The following is a 21,262-nucleotide window of genomic DNA, read 5'->3' on the forward strand; positions in this document are numbered from 1 at the left end:
CCCGGCCGCGTGCGCGAGCTCGCCCAGGCACCGGCCCGCCGCCGGCTCGCCGCGCAGCCGCCAGGCGCCGTCGCGGGCGTGGTCCAGCGCCTGCCGCACCTCGCCGCGCAGCCGGTGCAGCCGCGCCTGGTGGCCGCAGTACGCCGCGGCGGCGACGTCCCACTCGGAGTCCGCGCCGAGGAGCGGCTCGGCGGTGAGGTCCCCGGCGAGCACGGCGGCGGTGAGCCGCTCCTGCTCGGCGCGGAGCGTTCCGAAGGGCGCGGCCAGGTCGAACGCCGCCGCCGCGTCGTCCCCGCCGCCGGCGGCCACCGCCGCGCCTCCGAGCCGCATGGCGAGCGGAACGTCGAGGGCGGCCAGCGCCGTACGGCAGCTGTCGGCCAGCGCGCCCGGGTCGCCGGGCAGGCCGCCGTCCAGCCGCCAGAGCGCGGCGCGCGCGTCCAGCGGCTCGGCCTCGGCCAGCGTCCGCCGTACCCGCGCCGACCGGACCGGGCCGCACATCGCCCGGATGACGCCCGCGTACGGCGCGCCGCCGCCGCACGTGAGCAGGCCCTCGGCCTCCAGCCGCTCGACCGTCTCCGGGCCGGCCAGGCGGGTGAGCGTCCCGGGCGGCAGCGGAGCGCCGAACGCCAGGTACGTCAGCGCGTCCCACTCGGGCGGGTCCAGGTCGCCGAGCCGGCTGGCGACCAGTTCGCGTACGCGGCCGTTGACCGCGAGCCGCCCCCGCCAGCCCCACACGCCGTCCCGGTGCGCCAGCGTGCCCGCCAGCACGAGCTCCTCGACCATCCGCAGGTCGCCCCCGGCGACCGCGGTGAGCCGGCGTACGGCCCGCGCCTCGACGTGCCCGGACAGCGCGCCGCCCAGCACCCGGGCCAGGTCGTCGTGGGAGAGCGGGGGCACCTCCAGGCGGCGCAGCAGGTCGTCCTTCCAGAGCGCCACGATCGCGTCGGGGGCCGGTTCGCCGTCCCGTACGGTGACGATCAGGCGCACCTCGCGGCGTACGGCGAGGTGGTGGACCAGCGCCGCCGACTCGGGGTCGAGCAGGTGCGCGTCGTCCACGACGAGCACCGGCCGGTCGTGCCCCGGCGGGCGGCGCAGCACTTCGGCCACCTCGCGGATCGGGTCCGCGCCGCCGTCCGGCGAGCGGAGGCCCGCGAAGGCCGAGAACGGAAGGGCCGCGCCGCAGCGGGTCCCCACGACCCGCCGCACCGGCCCGAACGTACGCGCGGCCTCCGCCGCGAGACGGCTCCGGCCCGCTCCGGCGCCGCCGGCCAGCACCACGCCCCGCCCCGTACGGGCGCGCAGTGCGGTCGTGATCTGCTCGATCTGCTCATCTCTCCCGGTGAACGGCCACCGCCCGGATGGCAGAGGTTCGACGGGATCGGTCACTCTCATGGCGCACACACCCCCGCGATTACGACATCTCACCAATCAAGAGCCGGGAGGGCGCCCGCTGATACATCGGCCTTGCGGGAATTTCGGGCCGCCGCATCGCGTGTCGCTAGACTTCCGAGGCGACGGCGACGGGTTTCTGGGGGATCGGCAGTGTCATCAGACGAGGAGAACGGCCGGTCTCTGGTGGCCGGCATCCGCGCGGCCATCCTGGGCGGCGAGTTCGTGCCGAACCAGCGATTGGTCGAGGCCGATCTGTCCGAGCGGTTCACCGCCAGCCGGGCGAGCGTACGCGCCGCGCTGCTCGAGCTCGCCAACGAGGGCCTGATCGAGCGCGTCCAGAACCGCGGGGCGAGGGTGCGCGCCGTCTCCCTGGAGGAGGCCATCGAGATCTCCGAGGTGCGCATGGTGGTGGAGGGCCTCTGCACCGCCAAGGCCGCCGAGCGGGTCACCAAGGACGAAGAGGCCGAACTCGCCGGCATCGGGGAGAGCATGCGGCAGGCCGTGGCCTCCGGTGACGTGCTGGGCTACTCAGGGCTGAACGAGCGCCTCCACCGCCGCATCCGCGAGATCAGCGGTCAGGGGACCGCCTCCTCCGTCCTCGAACGCCTGCGCGGGCAGAACGTCCGTCATCAGTTCCGCCTCGCGATGTACCCCGGCCGGTCCTCGGTGTCCCTGCCGGAGCACCTGGCCATCATCGACGCGATCCGCGCCCACGACCCCGAGGCCGCCGAGCAGGCGGCCCGCGCCCACCTGCGCAGCGTCATCGAAGCGCTGCCCGCGGCCGACGCGAGGCGCTGACTTACTTTGTAAAGGCGGCTGCCTTGGAGACGGGTCGTCACCTCCTGGAGGGCCCAGCCGTTCCCGTCCGGGCCGGCGAAGAACGCGAACCGGCCCCCGGGGAGCGGCTGGATCTCGCCGACCTCGACGCCGCGCCCCTTCAGCTCGGCGCAGGCGGCGTCGAGGTCCGGGACGACGATCTGCAGGCCGCGTACCGAACCTGGCGGCATGTCGGTCACGCCCAGGCCCATGGCGATCGAGCAGGCCGAGCCCGGCGGCGTCAGCTGGACGAAACGGATCTCCTCGCTGACCCGATGGTCGTGGTCGGCCGTGAACCCGACCTGGTCCGCGTAGAACGCCTTGGCCCGGTCGACGTCCGACACGGGGACCGCGACGAGTTCGAGCTTCCAGTCCATGACACGTCCCCGGCTGAAGGGCCATCCGGCGTCGCCGGAGCCTTCTCCCTCCGGCCCGGGAAACGCTAGAGAGAACTGCGGCCACTTTCCGGCCTCAATGAGGGTCGGCTGAGGACCTCCGGCGACAGCCGTCCGGCGAGCTCCAGGGCGGCCACGACCTCCGCGACGTTCTCCGGATCGGTGGTGCCCAGGGCCGCCTCGACGGCGTGATCGATCGAAACCGCCTCGCGCAGCCACGCCGCGCACAACGACACCTTGCTCTGCGGGAATCCCGTACGCGTCGCGATCTCACCGACCGACCCTCTCCTACGAGGTCACCGGCACCGGCCCGGTGCTGGCCGCCACGCTCCGCGAGGTCGCCCGCGTCCCCGGCATCGACCCGCCGCGTACGCCTCGCGCCTCTTGCCGAACGCTCAGTGATTGGCCGGGGCCCGGCCCGATACCGTCTATTCCCATGTCCCGCTCCGGCGGGCCTGCGGCCGGTTTCGATTTGCATATTTAGGACGGCATTCTGTCGCGAAATGCTGTGCGACCGCCGCTTCCCGGATGGTCATAGGTCCGGCCCCGGCAGCGGCGTCTGCCCAGTGTATCGGCGGTATCGGATCAGCGCTGTCACCGGGAACGGAGGGTCCCGAACCGCAGACCGTATCCGGAAAAGGCCGGTGTCGAATATGGAAACGGATTAGTGATCAATCGGCTCTCTGTGCCGTACGGTAAGCGCCGAGCACCCCTCGAAGGGAGGTGGCGCATGGACCTCATCTGAAAATAAGGCCGGCTCGGCACGGCGACAATGACGTGCCCATCTCCTCATTGCAGTGACAACGTGCCGTATGCCGGCCGGAGGGCAGACCATGATGCCCGCCGGCCTCCTTCATGCCCAGGAGAGACGCGATGGACACCCCCACGGTCCGTGAGCCCGGTGATGGCCGGGTAAACGACGGAGCGGAACGAACGGGCCGGCCCGGTCCTCGCATCGGCGATGCCATCGGGGAGACGCTGCGTATCGCCTATGAGGCGTCCCGGGAGTCGGACGCCGCCCCTGTGCTCCAGATCGTGGAACGCGATGACGGCATGGTGAAGGCCGCCCCCGTCGCGTCCTGGATCGCGACGACCGACCAGTGGTCGGACGACGATCGCCGAGCACTGGACCTGCTCAAGGGCAAGGTCCTGGACGTCGGCGCCGGCGGAGGACGAGCGGCGCGCGCACTGCAGGACCGGGGCCACCCCGTCACCGCGATGGACGTCTCTCCCGGCGCCGTGGACGTGTGCAGGCGGCAGGGAATACGGAGTGTCGTTCACGGCACGGTGGACGACCACGCCGCGACCGGAGCACGGTACGACAGCTTCCTGCTCCTGGGCGGCAACCTCGGCCTACTGGACAGCCGCGAACGGGCACCGGAGTTCCTGCGCGCCCTCGCCACGATGGCCGCACCCGGTGCCGTGATCGTGGGCCAGGGGAACAACCGCACCGACTCGACGGACCCCGAGCATCTGGCCTACAACCGGCGAAATCTCCGGGCGGGCCGCATCGCCGGACAGCGCACCATGCGCATTCGTCACCGGGACATGGCCACGCCCTGGTTCCACTACCTGTGCCTCGCACCGCGCGAACTCTCCGAGCTCGCGACCGGCACCGGCTGGGAGCTCACCGACGTCGTCAACGCCACGAACTCCACGGCCTACCTCGCCACCCTCCACCTGAACGAGTGACTCAGAGCACGACCGGGAACCTCCCTGTCCGCTCTCCGGCCTCCTGCCCGTCTCGCCTCCGGGTCTGTTTGTATACAACGGAGCAGATCGTGAAACTGTGTACGGGAGGGCTCTCAGGAGGTGTGGTCGTGGCGAAAGCGGTCGAGACGGCGTACTCGGTGATCCGGTCCGGCATCGTGTCCGGCGAGTTCGCCCGCGGCGACCGGCTCCGCGAGGCCGAACTGGCCGAGCGCATCGGCGTCTCCCGTACGCCGATCCGCGAGGCCCTGCGCCGCCTGGACTCCGAGGGCCTGGTCGACTTCGTGCCCAACCGAGGTGCCAGCGTCACCGCGTGGAGCGAACGCGAACTCGACGACCTCTACGAGGCGCGCGCCCTGCTGGAGAGCTACGTGGCCAAGCTGGCGGCGGCCCGGATCACCGCCGAGCAGCTCACCGCGCTGCGCGAGCTGGCCGCGGAGATGAACGTGCTCGCGGGGGAGGGCCCCGGCGGCCCGGCGGCCGACCGGCTCACCGAGCTCAACGGGGAGTTCCACCTCACGATCACCCGCGCGGGCGGCAACGCGCAGATCGAGGTCCTGATCCGCGGCTTCATCGACGTGCCGCTGGTCCACCGCACGTTCCGCCAGTACGCGCCGGAGCGGCTGCGAGCCAGCATGTTCCACCACGACGAGCTGATCGCCGCCCTCGCCGCCGGAGACGGCGAGTGGGCGGAGTCGGTCATGCGCTCCCACATCCTCGCCGCCCGTACGACGGTGCACAGCCTCGGCATGTCCGAAGACCGCTGAGGGTCGGGAGACCGGGTGTTGGCCGAGTTCGGACGCGGCAGTGTCTGATTTCCGACATTGCCCTCCATGACGCCACCCCATGCTGGTGCGAGTCCTGACGCACCTGGGGAGTCATCATGGAGACCTTTCGCGCGCTGCTCGTCGTCGACGCCGAGAAGTTCAGCGCCCACCGCGACTCGGAACTGCCCGACGTCCACCGGGAGATCCGGCGGGTCCTGGCCGCGGCCTGTGCCGGCAGCGGGTTACGCGAGGCGTGGGAGGCGGTCAAGTTCATGGAGAGCACCGGGGACGGTGTTCTCGCGATGCTGCCGCTGGAGTCGGCGCCCGCACTCGTCGACGTGTTCCCGCGCCGCCTGCAGGAGGCGCTGGCCGCGTGCGCGCCGGAGCTACGAGCCCGCGGGCTGCGGCTGCGGCTGCGGGTGGCGCTGCACTACGGGCTCGTGGACGACGAACGCCCCGGTGCCCCGGGCATCTCCACGGCCACCATCGACGTCAACCGGCTCCTGGACGCCGAGCCGCTGCGCGACGCCCTGAGCGGGAGCGACCCGGAGATCACCTTCGCCGCCTTCCTCCTCTCGGCGGAGCTGTTCGGCACCTACGTCGAGGGCGGGCGGACCAAGCTGCGGGAGAGCCAGTTCACCGAGGTACGGGTCAAGGTGAAGCAGTACGAGCGGCCCGCCTACCTCTACGTACCGGTCCCATCGCTGACCCGGACGCCCCCGCCGCCCACGCCTCCCTCGCCGCGCGAGGACGGCCCCGTACCCGTACCCGGCGCGCCGTCGATCAGCGGAGTCACGATCGACGGCGACAGAACCCAGAACGTGTTCGGTAACAACATCGGTCGCGACTTTCACCAGGAGGGGTCGTGACCACGATCGAGGACATCACGATCGAGGGTGACGGTTCGCAGAACGCGTTCGGCAACACGGTCAACCGCGACCTGATCCAGACCCAGCTCAACTTCGTACGCGGCCGCCCCTCGATGGTCCTGTCCGAGGGTGAGATCGCCGATCGCGTCGCCGGATACGTGCCCGCCGTGAACCACCAGGAGATCGTCGAGACCCTCCAGTCGTCCCACATCGTCGCGCTGGCGGGGCCGCCGGGCGCCGGGGTGGCGACCACGGCGGTCGCGGCGCTGCGTCAGTTGCACCCGCACATGCCGATCCGCCTGTTCTCCACCGGTGAGGACGACGTCGAGGAGATCGGCACCACCGAGGCCAGGGGATATCTGGTCCGCGCGGGCGATGAGGAGGCCACCCGGCTCCGTACGTGCCTTGAGACGGTCGTGACCTCCCAGGCCTTCCTGCTGGTCGTCGGCACCGAGGCCGAGCAGCGGCGTTTCACCGACTTCCTGCGGGTCATCTCCGTCCAGCCGCCGCCGGCCGATGCCGTCTACCGCCGCCGGCTGGTCCACCGCGGCTTCGGCGACACGCACTGGCCGGGCTGGCCGAGGGCGGCGGAGCTGCTGAAGGACGCCTCGCCCGGTGAGGCGCGCCGGCTCGCCGACCTCGCCATGACCGCCGGCCGTGGCGGTGACGCGCGAGAGGTGGAGCAGGCGTACCGGGGATGGGCGGAGGAACTACACGGCTGGTTCACCGCGCATCCCGATCTCCGGGAGGAGACCCTGATGATCGCGGCTGCGACGATCACGCCGGCCGACGAGACGAACGTGTACGGAGCGGCACTGTCCCTGGCCCGGCAGCTCAAGATCGTCGCGGCGGGCGGCGGCCTGGCGTGGTGCCCGTCCGGGCGGTTGAACGAGCTTCTCGACGCGGACTCCGTGGACGGCCGGATCGTGTTCCGTAGAGAGGGCTTCGCCCACTCGGTGCTACGGCACGTGTGGGATGAATACCCGCTGGCCCGGATGGACCTGCTGACGTGGCTGTCCACCTTGCCCACCGACGAGGTGGTGACGCTCGCGCCTCCGCTCCGCATCAAGATCGTCGAGACGTTCGCCGACCTCGCGGCCGAACACGAGGCGGCGGAGAAGATCCTGTACATGGGGGAGCAGTGGGCCGGCGCCGGGGCGGCGGACCTCGCCTACACCACGCTGGCCCGGACCTGCCTGCATCCACTGGTGGGCGGACGGGTCCGCAGAAGGCTCTACGAATGGTCCCGTGAACGGCACGCCGCCCAGACGCTGAAACTGACCGTCGCACGCGTCTGCGAGGTCCTCGGTGAGACGCACGTGTCGATCGCGCTGACCCGTCTCAAGCATCTCGCGACCTACGGCGACCGGCAGATCCAGGATGAGGTCTTCGAGGTGGTCCGCGCCCTGGCCCGTACCCAGCCCGGGGCGGTCTTCGCGGCGATGCTGGAGTGGTGCCGCACCGCCGGAGGGATCCCCGGCACACCCGGCCTCAACCGGCTGCGGCTGGGGCTGCGGTTTCTGGTCGCCGACGTGATGGAGGACGAGCCGGCCGAGGACCTCCCGCGAGGTCTGCGCGACGTGGTCACGGTGATCGGGCAGCTGGCGATGCGGGACGACGAACTGAGCCGTCCCGTGCTGCTGGAGGCGTTGCGGACGCTCGCGGAGCGCCATCGCCCGATCGTGCTCGGAGCGGCCCTCGCATGGGCGAGGAGCGCGGACCGGCACGAGGAGATGCTGCCGGTGGCGACGATGTCGCCCCTGGAAAGGATGGGAACGGAACTGTTCCTGGCCTTGGCGGTCGAACGTGACCCGGAGAACTACGCGCTGACCCTCACGGGCACGGACGCGCTCGACCCGGAGGCCTCCCTGCCCGCCTGGCGGGTGGCGCTGACCGCCGTCGCCGACCCGGTGGACAGGTACGGATCGGAGGGAGGGTTCGCCGACTTCGAGGACGCCGTCCGGCTGTGGCTCGACACGGCCGTGGGCCGGCCACGCCTGAGGAAGGGCGTCGTGTCGGTGTTCGTCCAGGCGGCCGGCGACGATCCCGTGAGACGACTGGAGATGGTCGATCTCATCCAGGCGTGGGCGGGGGTGTACGCCGAGCGGCGGCCGGTGAAGGAGTCCCTCCTGGTCCGGCTGCTCCTGCCGGAGTGGCGACGGCTCCTGCTCGTACTCCTGGTCCGGCTCCGTTCGACGATCACCGGACGTTAGTGATCTACATTGTAAAGGCGGGCCCGTGCGCCGGTCGTCGCAGGGGGCCCGCCTTACCGACACGGCGACGGCAGGCCGCGGACTGCCCTCCGCGCCACGCGGACGGGGTCGACGTCAGGTGGCGCCTCCGGAGGCAAGGGCGAGCAGGTCTCGGACGGCCGGGCGTCCCGCCGCTCAAGCGGGACGGCGCGCAGCACGCTCCTGGCAGACTCGGTGATCATCTGAACTCGTTCGGTCTCCGGCAGCGCGGAGAGCAGCTGCGCAAGACACAAACCTGGGATCGCGGGAAAGAACTCTCCGGCCATGCCCGGTTCGCCTTCGACACCGGCACGAGGGTGTTCTTCGCCGGCCCGCACTCGCCGTGGCAGCGGCCTACGAACGAGAACACGAACGGGCTGCTCCGCCAGTACTTCCCAAAAGGAACCGACCTGTCCCGGTGGTCGGCCGAGGACCTTGAAGCCATCGCCCTCGCAATCAACAACCGCCCCCGTAAGACCCCCGCCGAAGTCTTCGAGGAACAGCTACGCTCACTCCAACAGCCCGGTGTTGCAACGATCGGTTGAACTCGCCAATCACACCTCGCTCGGCTTCGCCGGCAAACTCAAGGCGATGGGATACGCCAGTCTGTCGGCAGGACTGGTGTCTGCCGGGACAAGGCGCCCCGGTCCGGCGTGACACGCGCCTCCGCCCGCGATCACCACTGTGACTTCTGGAACGCCCACGGACTGATCCACACCCAGTGACCGAAAGGCGCGGGACCTCGTGCGGTTCGTCCGGCGTACGCCGATGTCGGCTGCGGGCCGGGCCATGTCACCGGCCACCTCCAGGACCTGGGAGTGGACGCGTTCGGCATCGACATCTCGCCTGAGATGATCGCCATCGCGCGGCGTGACCACCCCGGCCTGCGCTTCGAGGTCGGGACGATGACGGACCTGGATCTGGAGGACGCGTCGGTCGCCGGCGTGCTCGCGTTCTGGTCCGTGATCCACGTGCCCGACCACGCGGTGCCCGGTGTGTTCGAGCAGTTCCGCCGGGTGCTGCGCCCAGGGGGCCCGCTGCTGGTCGGCTTCCACGTCGGCGACGGGACACGACATACATCCGAGGGTTACACGGGCCGCCCGATCAACGTCGACAGCCACGACCGCCGGCCGGGCACGATCGCGGGCTGGCTCCGTGACGCGGGGTTCACCATCGAGGCCGAACTGGTCATCGGGCCGGACGAGGACCGCCCGGGAGCCGTCATCTTCGCGCGCGGCAACGCCTGACCGCGCTCTGAGAAACGGGGACGGGAAGGATGGCCAAGGTCGAGATACCGGCAGGGGCCGGCTGGACGGCCCTGCTGACGGCGTACAGCCGGGCGCAGGAGTCGCGCGGAGCCGACCCTCTGTTCGAGGACCCTCTCGCGACGGCGTTCGTGGCGGCGGTCCACGGTGCCGACCTCGGCGGCAGGGCGGACCTGCCGCGGCTGGGCCCCGCGAACGCCGATGGCACCTCCACTCTCTGGAACGCCTTCCACTTCTACTTCACCGGGCGCACGCCCTTCTACGATGAGAAGATCTCGGCGGCCGCCGACGACGGGTGCCGGCAGGTGGTCGTTCTCGGAGCGGGCCTGGACAGCCGCGTGTACCGGCTGGCGCCGGGCGACGGCGTCACGGTCTTCGAGCTCGACCGGGCGCCGGTCCACGAGTTCAAGGACACCGTTCTACGACGGCAGGGGGCCGTCCCCACCTGCGTCAGGGTCCCCGTGGTCGCCGACCTCACTCAGGGTCTGTCGCGGTTCCTGCTGCCCAGCGGCTTCGATCCGGCCGTTCCGACGATGTGGGTGGTCGAAGGACTGCTGATGTACCTCTCCCGTGAGGAGGCCGACGAGCTCCTCCGCGGGATCACCGCGCTGTCCGCACCGGGCAGCCGGATCGCCGGCGAGTACTTCGACCGCCACTGGAGCAACGCCGACGTCGGGTACGACGCGCTGGGCGCCCAGGACCGGGCCGCGTGGGATCTGCTGATGGGGGCGTTCCGCTACGGCCCTGTCGCCGATCATCCTGGCGAATGGCTCTCCGTGCACGGATGGGGGTCGCGGGAGGTCACCACGATCCGGCGGTTCGGAGGACGGACCGGCCGCGAGGTTCCCGGCGAGTTGGCGCGCCCCGGCGCGCCCCAGGTGTGGCTCTTCGCCGGCGCCCACTCCGCGGACGACGCGGCCGCCCCGCCCGACTGAGACCCACGGTCCGGGCGGGTCATGCGCGGTACCCGCCGGTCAGGTCCGCCTGTCGGCCTCGATCATCGGCTCGGGCCGGTGGTAGAAGCTCTCGACCTTGTAGTACCGGCCGTGCCGGGATGACGTGACGGCATGGACATAGGCGCGGTCCTCGCCGTGGAACCGAGCACCCGTCACGAACCGTTCGATCAGCGGGTCGAGGTGGCTCGGCATGAGCTCCGGCTCGAAGACCCGGATCGGAAAGCAGACGCGCTCGACCTCGGGGGAGTCCCACGTGAAGGTGAAGTACACCGCGAACGCCTGACGGCACTGCCGTAGCTCGTCCCCGTCGGGCCGGTGGAAGCCGAGGTCGCCGAACATCGCCGAGATCTTCGCGGTGTCGCGCGTGTCGATGAAGGAGAAGTAGACGTTGACCGACCGGCTTCGGTAGTCGACGCCGACGCCGGCGACCTTGGTCAGGCCGTGCCGGGCGAAGTAGTCCAGGTTGCCGCCGACGCTCGGCGGCATGGCCGGGGTTCGGCTCATCGCCCCGAGGGACGGCGCGCCGTCATCCGCGTAGATGGACCAGATCTTCTCGAAGCCCGACGCCGCCCCGACGTCGACGCCGTTGAAGATGACGGTCCCGTGGTCCTGGACCTCCTGGTGGAGCCGGTCGACCGGATGGTCCGCCTTGACGGTGAACCTCCGATCGAGGGCCAGCAGGTAGGGGTCCGTGCCGTCGGCGGGTTCGAGGTAGCGGACGCTTAACTCTCCTTTTCGCCGGGCACGCGTGGTCGTTCGCAGGGCCACACCGCCGCTCGTGAAGCCGGGTTCGTACGCGCGTAGAACCGGCCACAGCTCATCCCGGTGGCAGGCCGCGCCGAGAAGGTCAGCGGTGTCGGCGACCGCCGAATGGATGCTCTCCAGATCAGGCATGCGTCCTTTTCCTCACGTGAGCACGGCTCGGCGTCCCCGGGGCCCCGGGAACTTGTTGAACACCACGCTAGATACATGTTATGTATAACACGCATCTAGTGTCGAAGAAAGGAGAACACGAGGTGCTCACGACGACCACAGCGAGGAGATGAAGATGACAAGCGCGCACGAACCGATCGCCGTCATCGGGATGGCGTGCCGGTTCCCCGGTGGAGCCGACACGCCGGCGTCGTACTGGGAGGTGCTGCGGACCGGCCGGCCGGTGCCGCTCACGTCGATCACCGAACGCGAGGCCGGTCGCGCGCCTTCCGAGCCGGACTCCCACGGTGCGGAGCGACGAGAGGACCCGCCGGCCGCGTTACTGGAGGGCATCGACACCTTCGACGCCCCGTTCTTCGGCCTCACCCCCACGGAGGCCGCGGCGGTGGACCCGCAGCATCGCCTGCTGCTCGAGGTCTCCTGGGAGGCTCTGGAACACGCCGGTCAGTCTCCCGACCGGCTCGCCGGGACGAACACCGCCGTGTTCACCGGGGTCATCAGCCCCGACTATCTCCACCGCCAGTTCCAGGCCGATCCCGCCGGCCTGAGCCCGTACGCGTTCACCGGCGGCATGCTCAGCATGGCCCCGGGCCGGCTGTCGTACCTGCTCGACCTCCGCGGTCCCGCGCTGGCCGTGGAGTCGGCCTGCTCGTCGTCGCTTCTCGCGGTCCACCACGCCGTACGGCAGCTGCGCGGCGGCGACTCCGACCTCGCCCTGGCGGGCGGCGTCAACCTCATCCTCCTCCCCGAGCTCTCGACCGTGCTCGCGCGCATGCACGCGCTGTCCGCGGACGGGCGGAGCCGGACCTTCGAGGCCGGCGCGGAGGGCTACGGCCGGGCCGAGGGGTGCGGCGTGGTGGTGCTCAAGCGGCTGTCCGACGCCCGGTCCGACGGCGACAACGTGCTCGCGGTCATTCGTGGCAGCGCCGTCAACCAGGACGGGCGCTCGAACGGCATCACGGTCCCGAGCGGGCGGGCGCAGGCCGACGTGATCCAGGCCGCCCTGTCCGACGCCGGGCTGGCGCCGGGCGACGTGGGGTACGTCGAGTGCCACGGCACGGGCACCGCGGTCGGCGATCCGATCGAGGTCGCGGCGATCGGAAGCGTGGTCGGGAGGCCGCGTCCCGCCGACCGGCCGCTCCTGCTGGGCTCCGCCAAGGCCGTCGTGGGTCACGCCGAGGCGGCCGCCGGAATGGCCGGGTTCATCAAGGCCGTCCTCTGCGTACGCCACGGCGAGGTGCCGGGCCAGCCGGTCGGCGAGCTGAACCCGGCGCTCGGGACGGACGCCCTCCACACGCGCATTCCCCGCGCGACCGTGGGCTGGGACGCCGCGGACCGCCCCCGGGCGGCCGGGGTGAGCGCGTTCGGCTTCAGCGGCACGAACGTCCACGTACTGCTCGAACAACCGCCTCCCGAGCCGCCCCCGTCGGCGGAGGCGCCCGACCGGCCCGCGTACCTGCTCGCGCTCTCGGCGAACAGCCCGGACGCGCTGCGTACGCTCGCCGGACGCTACGCCGGTCACCTGCGAGACGACACCACCGCGACGCCGGCCGAGATCTGCCACACCGCGAACACCGGACGGTCGCACCGGCCCTGGCGCACCGCCCTGGTGGCGGACGACACCGCCCGGCTGGCGGACCGCCTGGCGGATGTGGCCGACACCGGTACGGGCGTGCGCCGCGTCGTACGGCCGGACCCGCCGCGGATCGCGTTCCTCTACTCCGGTCAGGGGGCGGCACGCGCCGGCATGGGCCGCGCCCTGTTCGACCACGAACCCGCCTACCGCGCGGCGATCGAGGAGAGCGACGCCGCCGCGGGCCTGCTGTCCGGCCACTCGCTCATCGACCACCTCTATCCGCGGGACGCCGGCGGCGACGGCTGGCCCCTCATGGACGCGGCGGTGGCGCAGCCGGCGCTGTTCGCGGTCGAGACCGCCCTCACCCGGCTGTGGGCCTCGGTCGGCGTCCGGCCTGAGGCGGTCGCCGGGCACAGCCTGGGCGAGTACGCCGCGGCGTGCACCGCGGGGGTGCTGAGCTGGGAGGACGGGCTCCGCCTGTGCGTGGAACGCGGCCGGCTGGTGGGTACGCTGCCCGAACGCGAGGGGGCGATGCTCGTCGTGTTCGCCTCCGCTGAAGAGGTCGGACGGCTGGTGGCCGCGCACGGCGGGCGCGTCGAGATCGCCGCGTACAACGGGCCCGAGGAGACGGTGCTCGCCGGGGCCGTGGACGCCGTCGGCGCGATGGCGGAGGTGTTCGCCGGTCAGGAGCTGGCGACGCGGTCGATTCCGGTGACGCACGCGTTCCACTCCCGGCTCATGGACCCGGTGCTCGACCGGTTCGAGACGCTGGTCGAGCGGGTCCCACTGGCGGATCCGGCGCTGCCGTTCGCCGGCGACCTCACCGGCACAGTGGCCGGAGACGACGAACTCCGCGACGCCCACCGCTGGCGCCGGCACATGCGCGAGCCCGTACGGTACTGGGACGCGGTACGCGCGCTGCTCGACCGCGGCATCACCTGCTTCCTCGAGATCGGCCCGGACCGTACGCTCACCGGTACCGGGCTGCGCGGGGCGCCCGAGGCCGCCACGTGGCTCTCCTCCCTCCGGCGCGGCCAGGACGACGTGCGCGACTGGCTGACGAGCCTCGGCTCGCTGTACACGCTCGGCGCACCGGTCGACCTGGGCGGACTGGACCGTGGCCGGACGCCGCGCCGCCGGGTGCTGCCGACCTACCCCTTCGAACGGCGCAGGCTCTGGCTCGACGGGCTGCGACGGGTCACCCAGCCGGAACCGCGCCACGATGGCGCACTGCCCGGCCGCAGGCTGCGCTCAGCGTCGTACGACGCGCAGTTCGAGACCGTTCTCGACCACGAGGGACAGCCGTTCCTGGCCGACACCGCCGGACTGGTGCACGTCGGGGTCTACGCCGAGATCGCCGCGGCCAGCGCCCGCCGCCTGGGCGCCGGCGAGGCGCTGAAGCTGGAGGACCTGACGATCACCGAGGCGCTGGTGGTCCCCAAGGACGCCGAGCGGACCCTGCACACCGTCGCTCGCACCGAGCCGCCCGGCGAGGTGCGGGTGCGCATCGCCGCGCTGGAGCACGAGACCCGCGGCGGCGGACGCTGGTGCGACCACGCGCACGCCGTCGTACGCGAGCGGCCGCGGCCGGGCACCGAGCGGCTCGACCTGACGCGTCTCACCGAGACCGCGGTCGAACAGTACGCGGGCGAGCGCCTCTATCAGCGACTGCGCTCCGAACGCGGCCTGGACCTGGGACCACGCGTGGCCATCGTGGACCACCTGTGGCGACTCGACGACGACGCGATGCTGGCCCGGCTGCGGGCCCGGCCGGACACCAGCTTCGCCGCCGGGTTCGACCCGGGCGTGCTCGACGCCTGCATGCAGCTGTTCAACGCGCTCACGCCGGCGTCGGCGGGGCTCCTGCTGTTCATGCGCCTGGCGGCGCTCGACCTGACCGCGCCGCCGCGGCCGGCCGCCGGACCGCTGTGGGCGCGCACCGAGATCGAAGACAGCGGTGAGCGGGAGGTGCACGGGCGCGTTCAGCTGCTCGACGCGGACGGCGCGGTCGTCGCGTCCGCGCGCGACGTCGTCATGCGGCGCACCTCGGCCGAGGTCCTCGCCTCACTCGGGCCGTCCCGGCCGGCGGCGCCCTCGGCCGTACGGGAGACGGTGCGGGAGATGTCCTGCGACGATGCCCGGGAACGGCTGACGGCCGAGATCCGCGGGATCCTCGCGCCCATCATCGGCGGCGCGGAGCCCGACCTCGACGACGAGCCGCTGTCCGTGCTGGGCGTCGACTCGATCATGGCCGCACAGTTGCGCAACGCCCTCACCAGCCGGTTCGGCGTCTCGGTCCCGCTGCACCGCGTGCTCGACGGCGCCAGCGTGACGATGCTGGCGAGCGACCTCGCCGAGGCTCTGTCATCCGATGCGCCCCAGGACGATGACACCGGCTGGCAGGCCGGTCGTGTCTGAGCTCTCGCCGGCGGCGGCCGAGCGCGTCCGTGAGCTCGTGGACCGCGGCGTCGAGCTGTGGACCGAGAACGACGAGCTGTGCTTCCTCGCCCCTCCGGACCTGCCCGCCGCCGCCATCGGCTCCACGCTGCGCCCCGTACGAGAGGACCTGATCGCCCTCCTGGCCGGCGGCGAACGTCTCACGTCGGCACTGCTCATCGAGCGGGTCCAGGTCGAACACGCCGGAGGACCGAACGCCATCCGCACGTTGACGTTCGAGATCAGCGGCCCGCTGAACCACGACGCCCTCCAGGCCGCGCTGACCGCACTCGTCGCGCGGCACGACGCGCTCCGTACCGCCTACCCGCGCATCGGCGGGGGACGCGTCCGCCTGGTGCGTCCGCCCATGCCGGTCGCGGTTCCGTGCCTCGACGAGGAGCCGGGTCACCCACCACGCCCGGACCCCGGCCGGCCGCCCCTGCTCACCGCCGCACTCATGCGGCGCGGGCCGGAAGCGCACCTCCTGGTCCTCATCGTGCACACGATCGCCGTGGACGGCCTGTCGCTGGCGCTCCTGGTCGACGAGCTGGGGTCGCTGTACGACGCCGCCGGCTCGGGCCGGCCGCCCTCGATGCCGGCGGCGCCGTCGTCGGGACGGCAGGTCAGGCGGGAGCGCGCGTACCTCGCGAGCCCGGACGCGGACGCCGCACGGGAGTACTGGGCCGACCGGCTCGCCGCCGCCCCGGCTCTGCCCCGGCGTCCCGGGGCTCTGGGCACGGCCGGGAGCATCCCGCTCGTCCTGCCCGAGCGGCTCGCGAACGCGGTGCGGGCGCGGGCCGCCGCGGAGGGGACGACCGCCTTCACCGTGCTGCTCGCGGCGTACGCCACGCTGCTGGCGGAGGTCACGGGCGGCGACGACATCACCGTCGCGGTCCCGCTGGGGAAACGCTGTCACCCGGAGGACGAACACACCGTGAGCGGCGCGCGCGACCTGCTCCTGCTGCGGCTCGCCCTGGCCGGGACGGCCCCCGACGCGATCGCCGTCGCCCACCGCGAACGCCTCGCCGCGATGGCCCACGGCAACCTTCCCTTCGACGCGCTCCCGCCCGACGTCGCTCCGCCGCGGCGTCCCGGGCGCAACCGGGTCTTCGACGTGGTGTTCGTGCTGCAGACGTTCGGCGAGCGCCTCGCCCTGCGGCTACGAGGTGCGTCGGTGACCCTGCGGCGTCTGCCACCCTTCCTCCTCGACGCCGGAGTCGGCTTCGGGCTCATTCTGTGGGACCAGGACGGCGGGTTCCGCGGAGAGCTCGCCTGCGACGGCTCCGCGGCGGACGCGGAGGAACTGCCCGCGGTCGGACGGCGCTACCTCGCGATCCTCGGCGAGCTCGCGGACCTTCGCGTGGGCCGGATCCCGCCCGAGGAGGTTCGCGACCGGCTCCAAGCGGACCCGACCGTGGCCGACGCCGTGCTCGACGAGCGAGAGGGCCGCGTCATCGCCTATGTCGTGCTCCGCGCTCGCGCGGATCCCGCCGTCACCGACCGGCTCCGCCGCGGCCTCTCCACGTACCATCCAGCGCCTCTCCTCGTCCCGGTGGCCCGCATCCCCAGGCACGCCGACGGCGGCGCCGACCTCACGGCGCTGCGGGCCGTCCCGGTGACCGACCCCGCGACTCTGGCCCGGTGGGAGGCCGAACTCGCCGCCCGTGCCGGGACCGCCGTAGCGGTCGAGGTCGTCCCCCGCGACGACGACGTCGCCGTGCAGGAGGTCACCGCCACAATGCCGGCGGGGACGCCGGAGAACGTGCCGCTGCTGGACCGGTTCGGCACGAAGGTCGTGCCGCGGGCCACCCGCCCGGGATGAGGAGGCTCGGCACGGATCGAGTTCGGCGGCCGCTACTGCTCCGGGGCGGACGGAGCACTCGGCGGATGGCGCCGCGCAGCCACTGGTGGGCTCCGTCGGCGGCGGGGCGCATGCCGATCGTCAGGGGTGGCAGCGGGATCTCCAGCAGGCGCAGTCACAGCGCGTGCGCCATGGCGCTGAGGGTGGACGGGGGTTCGCCCGGCTACAGGCCCTGGTCGCTGCGGTGTTCGAGCGTTACGGCATCCTGCCATCTCATATTCATGAGCGGCTCACCGAGCATCGAAGCTCTCCCTGAGCCGATCCCCTGCGGTGCGCCCGCCTCGTCGCACCGCTGGAAGCAGGATTTGTAGCGGGGGGTCCAACGCGGCATGCCGAAAGATTCGCACCCAGTGCTGAGAGCACGCAGGTGCTGGTCCTCAGCGATCGTGCGGTGCGGCCTCAGGGGAGGCAGAGGACGAGCAGGCAACTGTCGACCTTCACGCCGTCGATGACCGGGCCGTACGCGTAGGTGGTCGTGGTGGCGAACTGCAGCGTCGTGGACGTTCCGAGCGAGAGGAACGTGAATTCCATCGGTACGTAACCCATGTGCGGCCTGCTTTTCCCGGTGATGTCGAAGGAGAAGTTCTGCGTCACCTGGCCATTGACGAGCACCTGGCCCGTCTTTAGGGACGGTCCGCCGATCGGTTCTCCCGCGAGCCAGTAGCTCACCTTGTACTTGGTCAGCGGAAGTGTGGAGATGCGCTGGGATACGGCGCCCGGAGTGTTGCCGTTGAGTTCGAGAGACTGCACTCCGTTCACCGTCTCCCACAGTCCCGCGCCCGACAGGTCGACGGTGCCGGTGGTCACCGTCCATGCCCCGATGGACTCGCCGGCGGAGAAGCGATGATAGGACCCCGCGGTCACGACCGGGGTCTCGAAGCTGCCGTTGGCCGGCTGTGTGGAGGCGTCGGCCGGCGCGGAGACGAGCGCCCCCACGGTGATCAACGCGCTGGTGAGGCTCACGACCGTGAAGATCCGGCGCCGGCAGACGCCGGCGGTGCGAGTGATGAAGAGATCAGACCACGCCTTCATGCTGTTCTCCCAAGCCGCGAGTAGTGCGTTATCCACAGGAGGAGGCCGCCACTGATCGACGTTAAGTGAGCGACCTGTCGCCGTGCGTCGACTTTAGGCACACGTACGGTGATCCGCCGTAACGGAGAAGACATGATTTGCTGCTCTTGACATTCCACCGGACGGGTTTGATCGGCGGATTGGTTCGGCCGGCGATGCGACGTGAGATGACGTGTCCTGGTGTGGCCACCTGGGCAGCACCCGAAGAAGAGCCTGCCGTCGCGGCACGCCGTCAGGTGATCCGCAGGACGCTTCCTAGCGCTGCGCTCTCTCCGGCGACGGCTGAGGCCGCGCTCGACCTGACTCCTGTGGCACCGGTCGACGTGTACGCGAGTCCGGTCGGTGGTCGCCGGATACGCCGATCGTGGCCCTGCCCGCCATATCGGCACGTCTCCATGCCGGGGCTGTCGCGATGGCGGACACGGCGGCGCCGGTGCCGAGCAGTGCGATGGCGCGTGGCGGGTGCATGCCGGTGTCGACGAGCGCTCCGGCGAGGAGGAATCCGCATCCCTGGCCGGCGGCGATCCCGGCGATCGCGATGCCCATGGCGCGGCCGCGGCATTCCTTGTCGGCGCGCCGTACGAAGAGCGCGTTGAGCGGTGCGGCGAAGGCGGAACCGGCCCCCGAGACGTAGAACAACAGCAGCACGACCGGCAGGGGTGGTTCGAGCGCGAGCGGTATGAGGATCGCTCCGGCGACCATGGCGAAGGGCGCGACGAGGCGTAGCCGGGTGAGTGGTGCCAGGGCGCGGGTCATGACCACGGCTCCGCACGCGAAGCCGAAGGTCGAGGAGGCGAGTATCAGCCCGGCGGTGGTCGCGCCGCCGTTCAGTTCCTTGGCGTAGGGGTAGATGATCGCCTCTGGCGCGAAGGCGAACATCGGCACGAACCAGACCAGAAGCAGGCACGTACGCAGCCAGCGATCGCCGAAGACGTACCGGAGTCCGTCACGCGAGTCAGCGACGACCGTTCTCGACCGGCCGGAGCGTGTTGGGGCGGGGCGCGATCGTACGCCGTAGACGGTGATCGCCGCTGATGCGACGAAGGTGGCGGCGTCGACGGTCAGCGCGGTGGTGGATCCGACGAGTGCGACGATCATGCCGCCGCCGGCGGCGCCGACGACCTGGCAGAGTTGGCCGGTGATGGTGCGCAGGCCGTTGCCGGCGATGTACTGCTCGCCGTCGAGTATCTCCGGCAGGATCGCCGACCGTGCCGCTACGAAGGCCGGAGCGAATGAATGGCCGGCGAACAGCAACACGATCATCAGCCAGATCGGCATTCCTGGTATCACCAGCGCGGCGATGAACACCGCACGCGCCAGGTCGCAGGCGACCATGAGCGCCCGGCGTGGCAACCGGTCGGCGTAGGCGCCCAGCACGGGTCCGGCGAGCGCGGGCAGGAACGCCGACGCGTAGGCCAGGCCGGTCAGCAGGCCCGAATCGGTCCGGTTGAACACCAGTACGGCCACTGCCACGGCGGCCAGCTGATCACCGACGTACGAGATGATCAGGCCGGCGTACAGGTAGCGGAATTCGCGCACCGTGAACAGATCGCGGTATCGGACCATGACTCCTCTGGACCATAAAGGAGGCCGGTGGGTATGTACCCACCGGCCGACCTACGGCACGTCGAGCTCGCCGTTCCTAGCTGGTTTCATTTCCAGTCGATCGTGCAGACAATCTGAGGTCTAGTCCCAGTCGATGGTGCTCATGGCGGTCTTCACCTCCTTTCATGAATTCCAAGTGTCCGGATCGTCGGGTGGCACGAGGCGGCGTACCACCCGGCTCATGTGGTCACGGTCGGCGCGGCATCCAGGTTCGGCCAACCTGGCGATCCACTGCCGAGGGTGCGCGGCGTCGCGTCCGGGCGCAGTGTCAGCGCCTGCTGATTGTCCTGCGACGATGAGGTCTGTCGCTGGTTAACGTCGGTCCTGTCAGCCGTGGCACGCACCCTACCGAGAGTTCATCGAGCGCCTGAGAACTGCTTCGGTCGACAGTAGGCGCGGCCTCTCATGGGCAGCGAGATGCACTTTGCACAGTGAGGCGGTCACCGGGTAACGAAATGCTGACCCGGTCCGAATGACGCGCCGTGCACTCTAAGGCGAACCACAGCTCGTAGCGCCTCGGGACTGAGCGTCCGATGATAAATATGGGCGACGTTAAGCCACTTCGCACTCGTCAGCGGAAAAATACACCGACGCCCATGGCGGGAGCTCCGACGCCGGCCCGTGGGGGGGGCGGAGCCCCTCACACCGGGGGTTCCAGGGGGTCGTCCCCCTGGGCAGGTACAGCCCCGCGGCGGGCCGTCCACTGGCGCATCAGGCGGGCCATTGCCTCTGCGCGGCGTTGGCGGCGGAACTCCACGCGGCCGGCGATCCACAGGCAGAACGCGGCCAGCGGGATCTCGCCCACGAAGGCGAACAGCAGTGCGAGCGCCAGTTCCTTGTGGTTGTCCGCCGTCACCACATCGAACCACGCGTCGACCAGCAACAACGTGCCCGTCATCGCCGCGCTCAGCTCGATGTGCTCGCGGCCCTTCTGGGCGAGCCAGCCCGTACGGATCAGCATGCCGCACAGCGCCAGGTCGAAGCCGATCCAGGAGGCGCCGTAGTGCGCTGCCTCGTGCCGGGTCGGCAGGATGAAGACCAGGCCGGCGACCCACGGCAGCATCAGTGCGCCGACGATGATCACCAGCCAGCCGATCCAGCGTGGCACGACTCGGGTGGGGCGCAGTTCGCGGGTGAGGGTGCCCTCGATCTGCTCGGTGCGTGCGGTCTCAGGCGCCTGGACGGCCTGGACGGACTCCTCGGAGTGTGCGGGGGGAAGATCGGCAGGCGGCACAAGGTCGTCTTCGGATCGGCGGGGGACGTTGGCCATATCTCTATGATTCAGCGCACAAAGGGGGTACTGCGAGCCTCAGGCGGTAGTTCTTGGAACGATCCCGGCCGACCTTCCGGCCGTGACGGTCCCAAGCTTGGAGGTTCAC

The 21,262-nt window shown here is 71.2% G+C and carries 14 protein-coding genes and 3 pseudogenes; 10 read left to right on the forward strand and 7 right to left on the reverse strand.

Annotation, left to right across the window (positions count from 1 at the left end):
• On the reverse strand, positions 1-1,392 hold a 1,392-nt coding region (locus QWU11_RS44075; RefSeq protein WP_290120568.1), incomplete at its 3' end, for an ATP-binding protein.
• A gap of 150 nt (positions 1,393-1,542) precedes the next feature.
• On the opposite strand from QWU11_RS44075, the gene QWU11_RS44080 reads away from it, so the two are divergent.
• A complete protein-coding gene (locus QWU11_RS44080) occupies positions 1,543-2,190 on the forward strand; it encodes a GntR family transcriptional regulator (protein ID WP_290120569.1) in 648 nt (215 codons plus the stop codon).
• Positions 2,191-2,252: 62 nt separating this feature from the next.
• Here the strand turns inward: QWU11_RS44080 and QWU11_RS44085 are convergent.
• Positions 2,253-2,585: pseudogene (locus QWU11_RS44085) on the reverse strand (VOC family protein); the annotation flags it as partial.
• Positions 2,586-2,650: 65 nt separating this feature from the next.
• On the reverse strand, positions 2,651-2,833 hold the full coding sequence (locus QWU11_RS44090; RefSeq protein WP_290120570.1) for a hypothetical protein: 183 nt from the start codon (positions 2,831-2,833) through the stop codon (positions 2,651-2,653).
• 805 nt (positions 2,834-3,638) lie between these two features.
• Between QWU11_RS44090 and QWU11_RS44095 the strand changes: the two genes are divergently transcribed.
• The 7 genes and pseudogenes from QWU11_RS44095 (at position 3,639) to QWU11_RS44125 (ending at position 10,380) form a co-directional block, all read left to right on the forward strand.
• Complete coding sequence (locus QWU11_RS44095; RefSeq protein WP_290120571.1) at positions 3,639-4,295, forward strand: methyltransferase domain-containing protein; 657 nt, start codon at positions 3,639-3,641, stop codon at positions 4,293-4,295.
• A gap of 128 nt (positions 4,296-4,423) precedes the next feature.
• Positions 4,424-5,080: a GntR family transcriptional regulator gene (locus QWU11_RS44100; RefSeq protein ID WP_290120572.1), complete on the forward strand. Its 657-nt coding sequence runs from the start codon at positions 4,424-4,426 to the stop codon at positions 5,078-5,080.
• Between the two features lie 116 nt (positions 5,081-5,196).
• Positions 5,197-5,949, forward strand: a complete 753-nt coding sequence (locus QWU11_RS44105; protein WP_290120573.1) for a hypothetical protein — start codon at positions 5,197-5,199, stop codon at positions 5,947-5,949.
• Complete coding sequence (locus QWU11_RS44110; protein ID WP_290120574.1) at positions 5,946-8,162, forward strand: hypothetical protein; 2,217 nt, start codon at positions 5,946-5,948, stop codon at positions 8,160-8,162. Before QWU11_RS44105 ends, QWU11_RS44110 begins: the two co-directional genes overlap by 4 nt.
• A gap of 251 nt (positions 8,163-8,413) precedes the next feature.
• Positions 8,414-8,725: pseudogene (locus tag QWU11_RS44115) on the forward strand (IS30 family transposase); the annotation flags it as partial.
• A gap of 231 nt (positions 8,726-8,956) precedes the next feature.
• Positions 8,957-9,427, forward strand: a pseudogene (locus QWU11_RS44120) (class I SAM-dependent methyltransferase); the annotation flags it as partial.
• 29 nt (positions 9,428-9,456) lie between these two features.
• A complete protein-coding gene (locus QWU11_RS44125; RefSeq protein ID WP_290120575.1) occupies positions 9,457-10,380 on the forward strand; it encodes an SAM-dependent methyltransferase in 924 nt (307 codons plus the stop codon).
• 39 nt (positions 10,381-10,419) lie between these two features.
• Here the strand turns inward: QWU11_RS44125 and QWU11_RS44130 are convergent, their stop codons facing one another.
• Positions 10,420-11,295, reverse strand: a complete 876-nt coding sequence (locus QWU11_RS44130) for an aromatic prenyltransferase (RefSeq protein ID WP_290120576.1) — start codon at positions 11,293-11,295, stop codon at positions 10,420-10,422.
• A 154-nt stretch (positions 11,296-11,449) separates the two neighbouring features.
• Between QWU11_RS44130 and QWU11_RS44135 the strand changes: the two genes are divergently transcribed.
• Together QWU11_RS44135 and QWU11_RS44140 are read left to right on the forward strand one after the other, a co-directional pair.
• Positions 11,450-15,328, forward strand: coding sequence for a beta-ketoacyl synthase N-terminal-like domain-containing protein (locus QWU11_RS44135; protein ID WP_290120577.1), 3,879 nt, complete (start codon positions 11,450-11,452; stop codon positions 15,326-15,328).
• Positions 15,321-17,168, forward strand: a complete 1,848-nt coding sequence (locus tag QWU11_RS44140; protein ID WP_290120578.1) for a condensation domain-containing protein — start codon at positions 15,321-15,323, stop codon at positions 17,166-17,168. Before QWU11_RS44135 ends, QWU11_RS44140 begins: the two co-directional genes overlap by 8 nt.
• A gap of 438 nt (positions 17,169-17,606) precedes the next feature.
• On the opposite strand, the gene QWU11_RS44145 is transcribed toward QWU11_RS44140, so the two are convergent.
• From QWU11_RS44145 to QWU11_RS44155, 3 genes are all read right to left on the reverse strand, one after another.
• On the reverse strand, positions 17,607-18,239 hold the full coding sequence (locus tag QWU11_RS44145) for a choice-of-anchor C family protein (RefSeq protein ID WP_290120579.1): 633 nt from the start codon (positions 18,237-18,239) through the stop codon (positions 17,607-17,609).
• A 294-nt stretch (positions 18,240-18,533) separates the two neighbouring features.
• Positions 18,534-19,844 (reverse strand): MFS transporter, encoded by a 1,311-nt coding sequence (locus QWU11_RS44150; RefSeq protein ID WP_290120580.1) that lies wholly within the window; start codon positions 19,842-19,844, stop codon positions 18,534-18,536.
• A 679-nt stretch (positions 19,845-20,523) separates the two neighbouring features.
• A complete protein-coding gene (locus QWU11_RS44155; protein ID WP_290120581.1) occupies positions 20,524-21,153 on the reverse strand; it encodes a hypothetical protein in 630 nt (209 codons plus the stop codon).
• Between the last annotated feature and the right edge of the window lie 109 nt (positions 21,154-21,262).

Origin of the sequence: Actinomadura sp. DC4, from assembly GCF_030406325.1 — a bacterium.
In the GTDB taxonomy this organism is placed as follows: Bacteria; Actinomycetota; Actinomycetes; order Streptosporangiales; family Streptosporangiaceae; genus Actinoallomurus.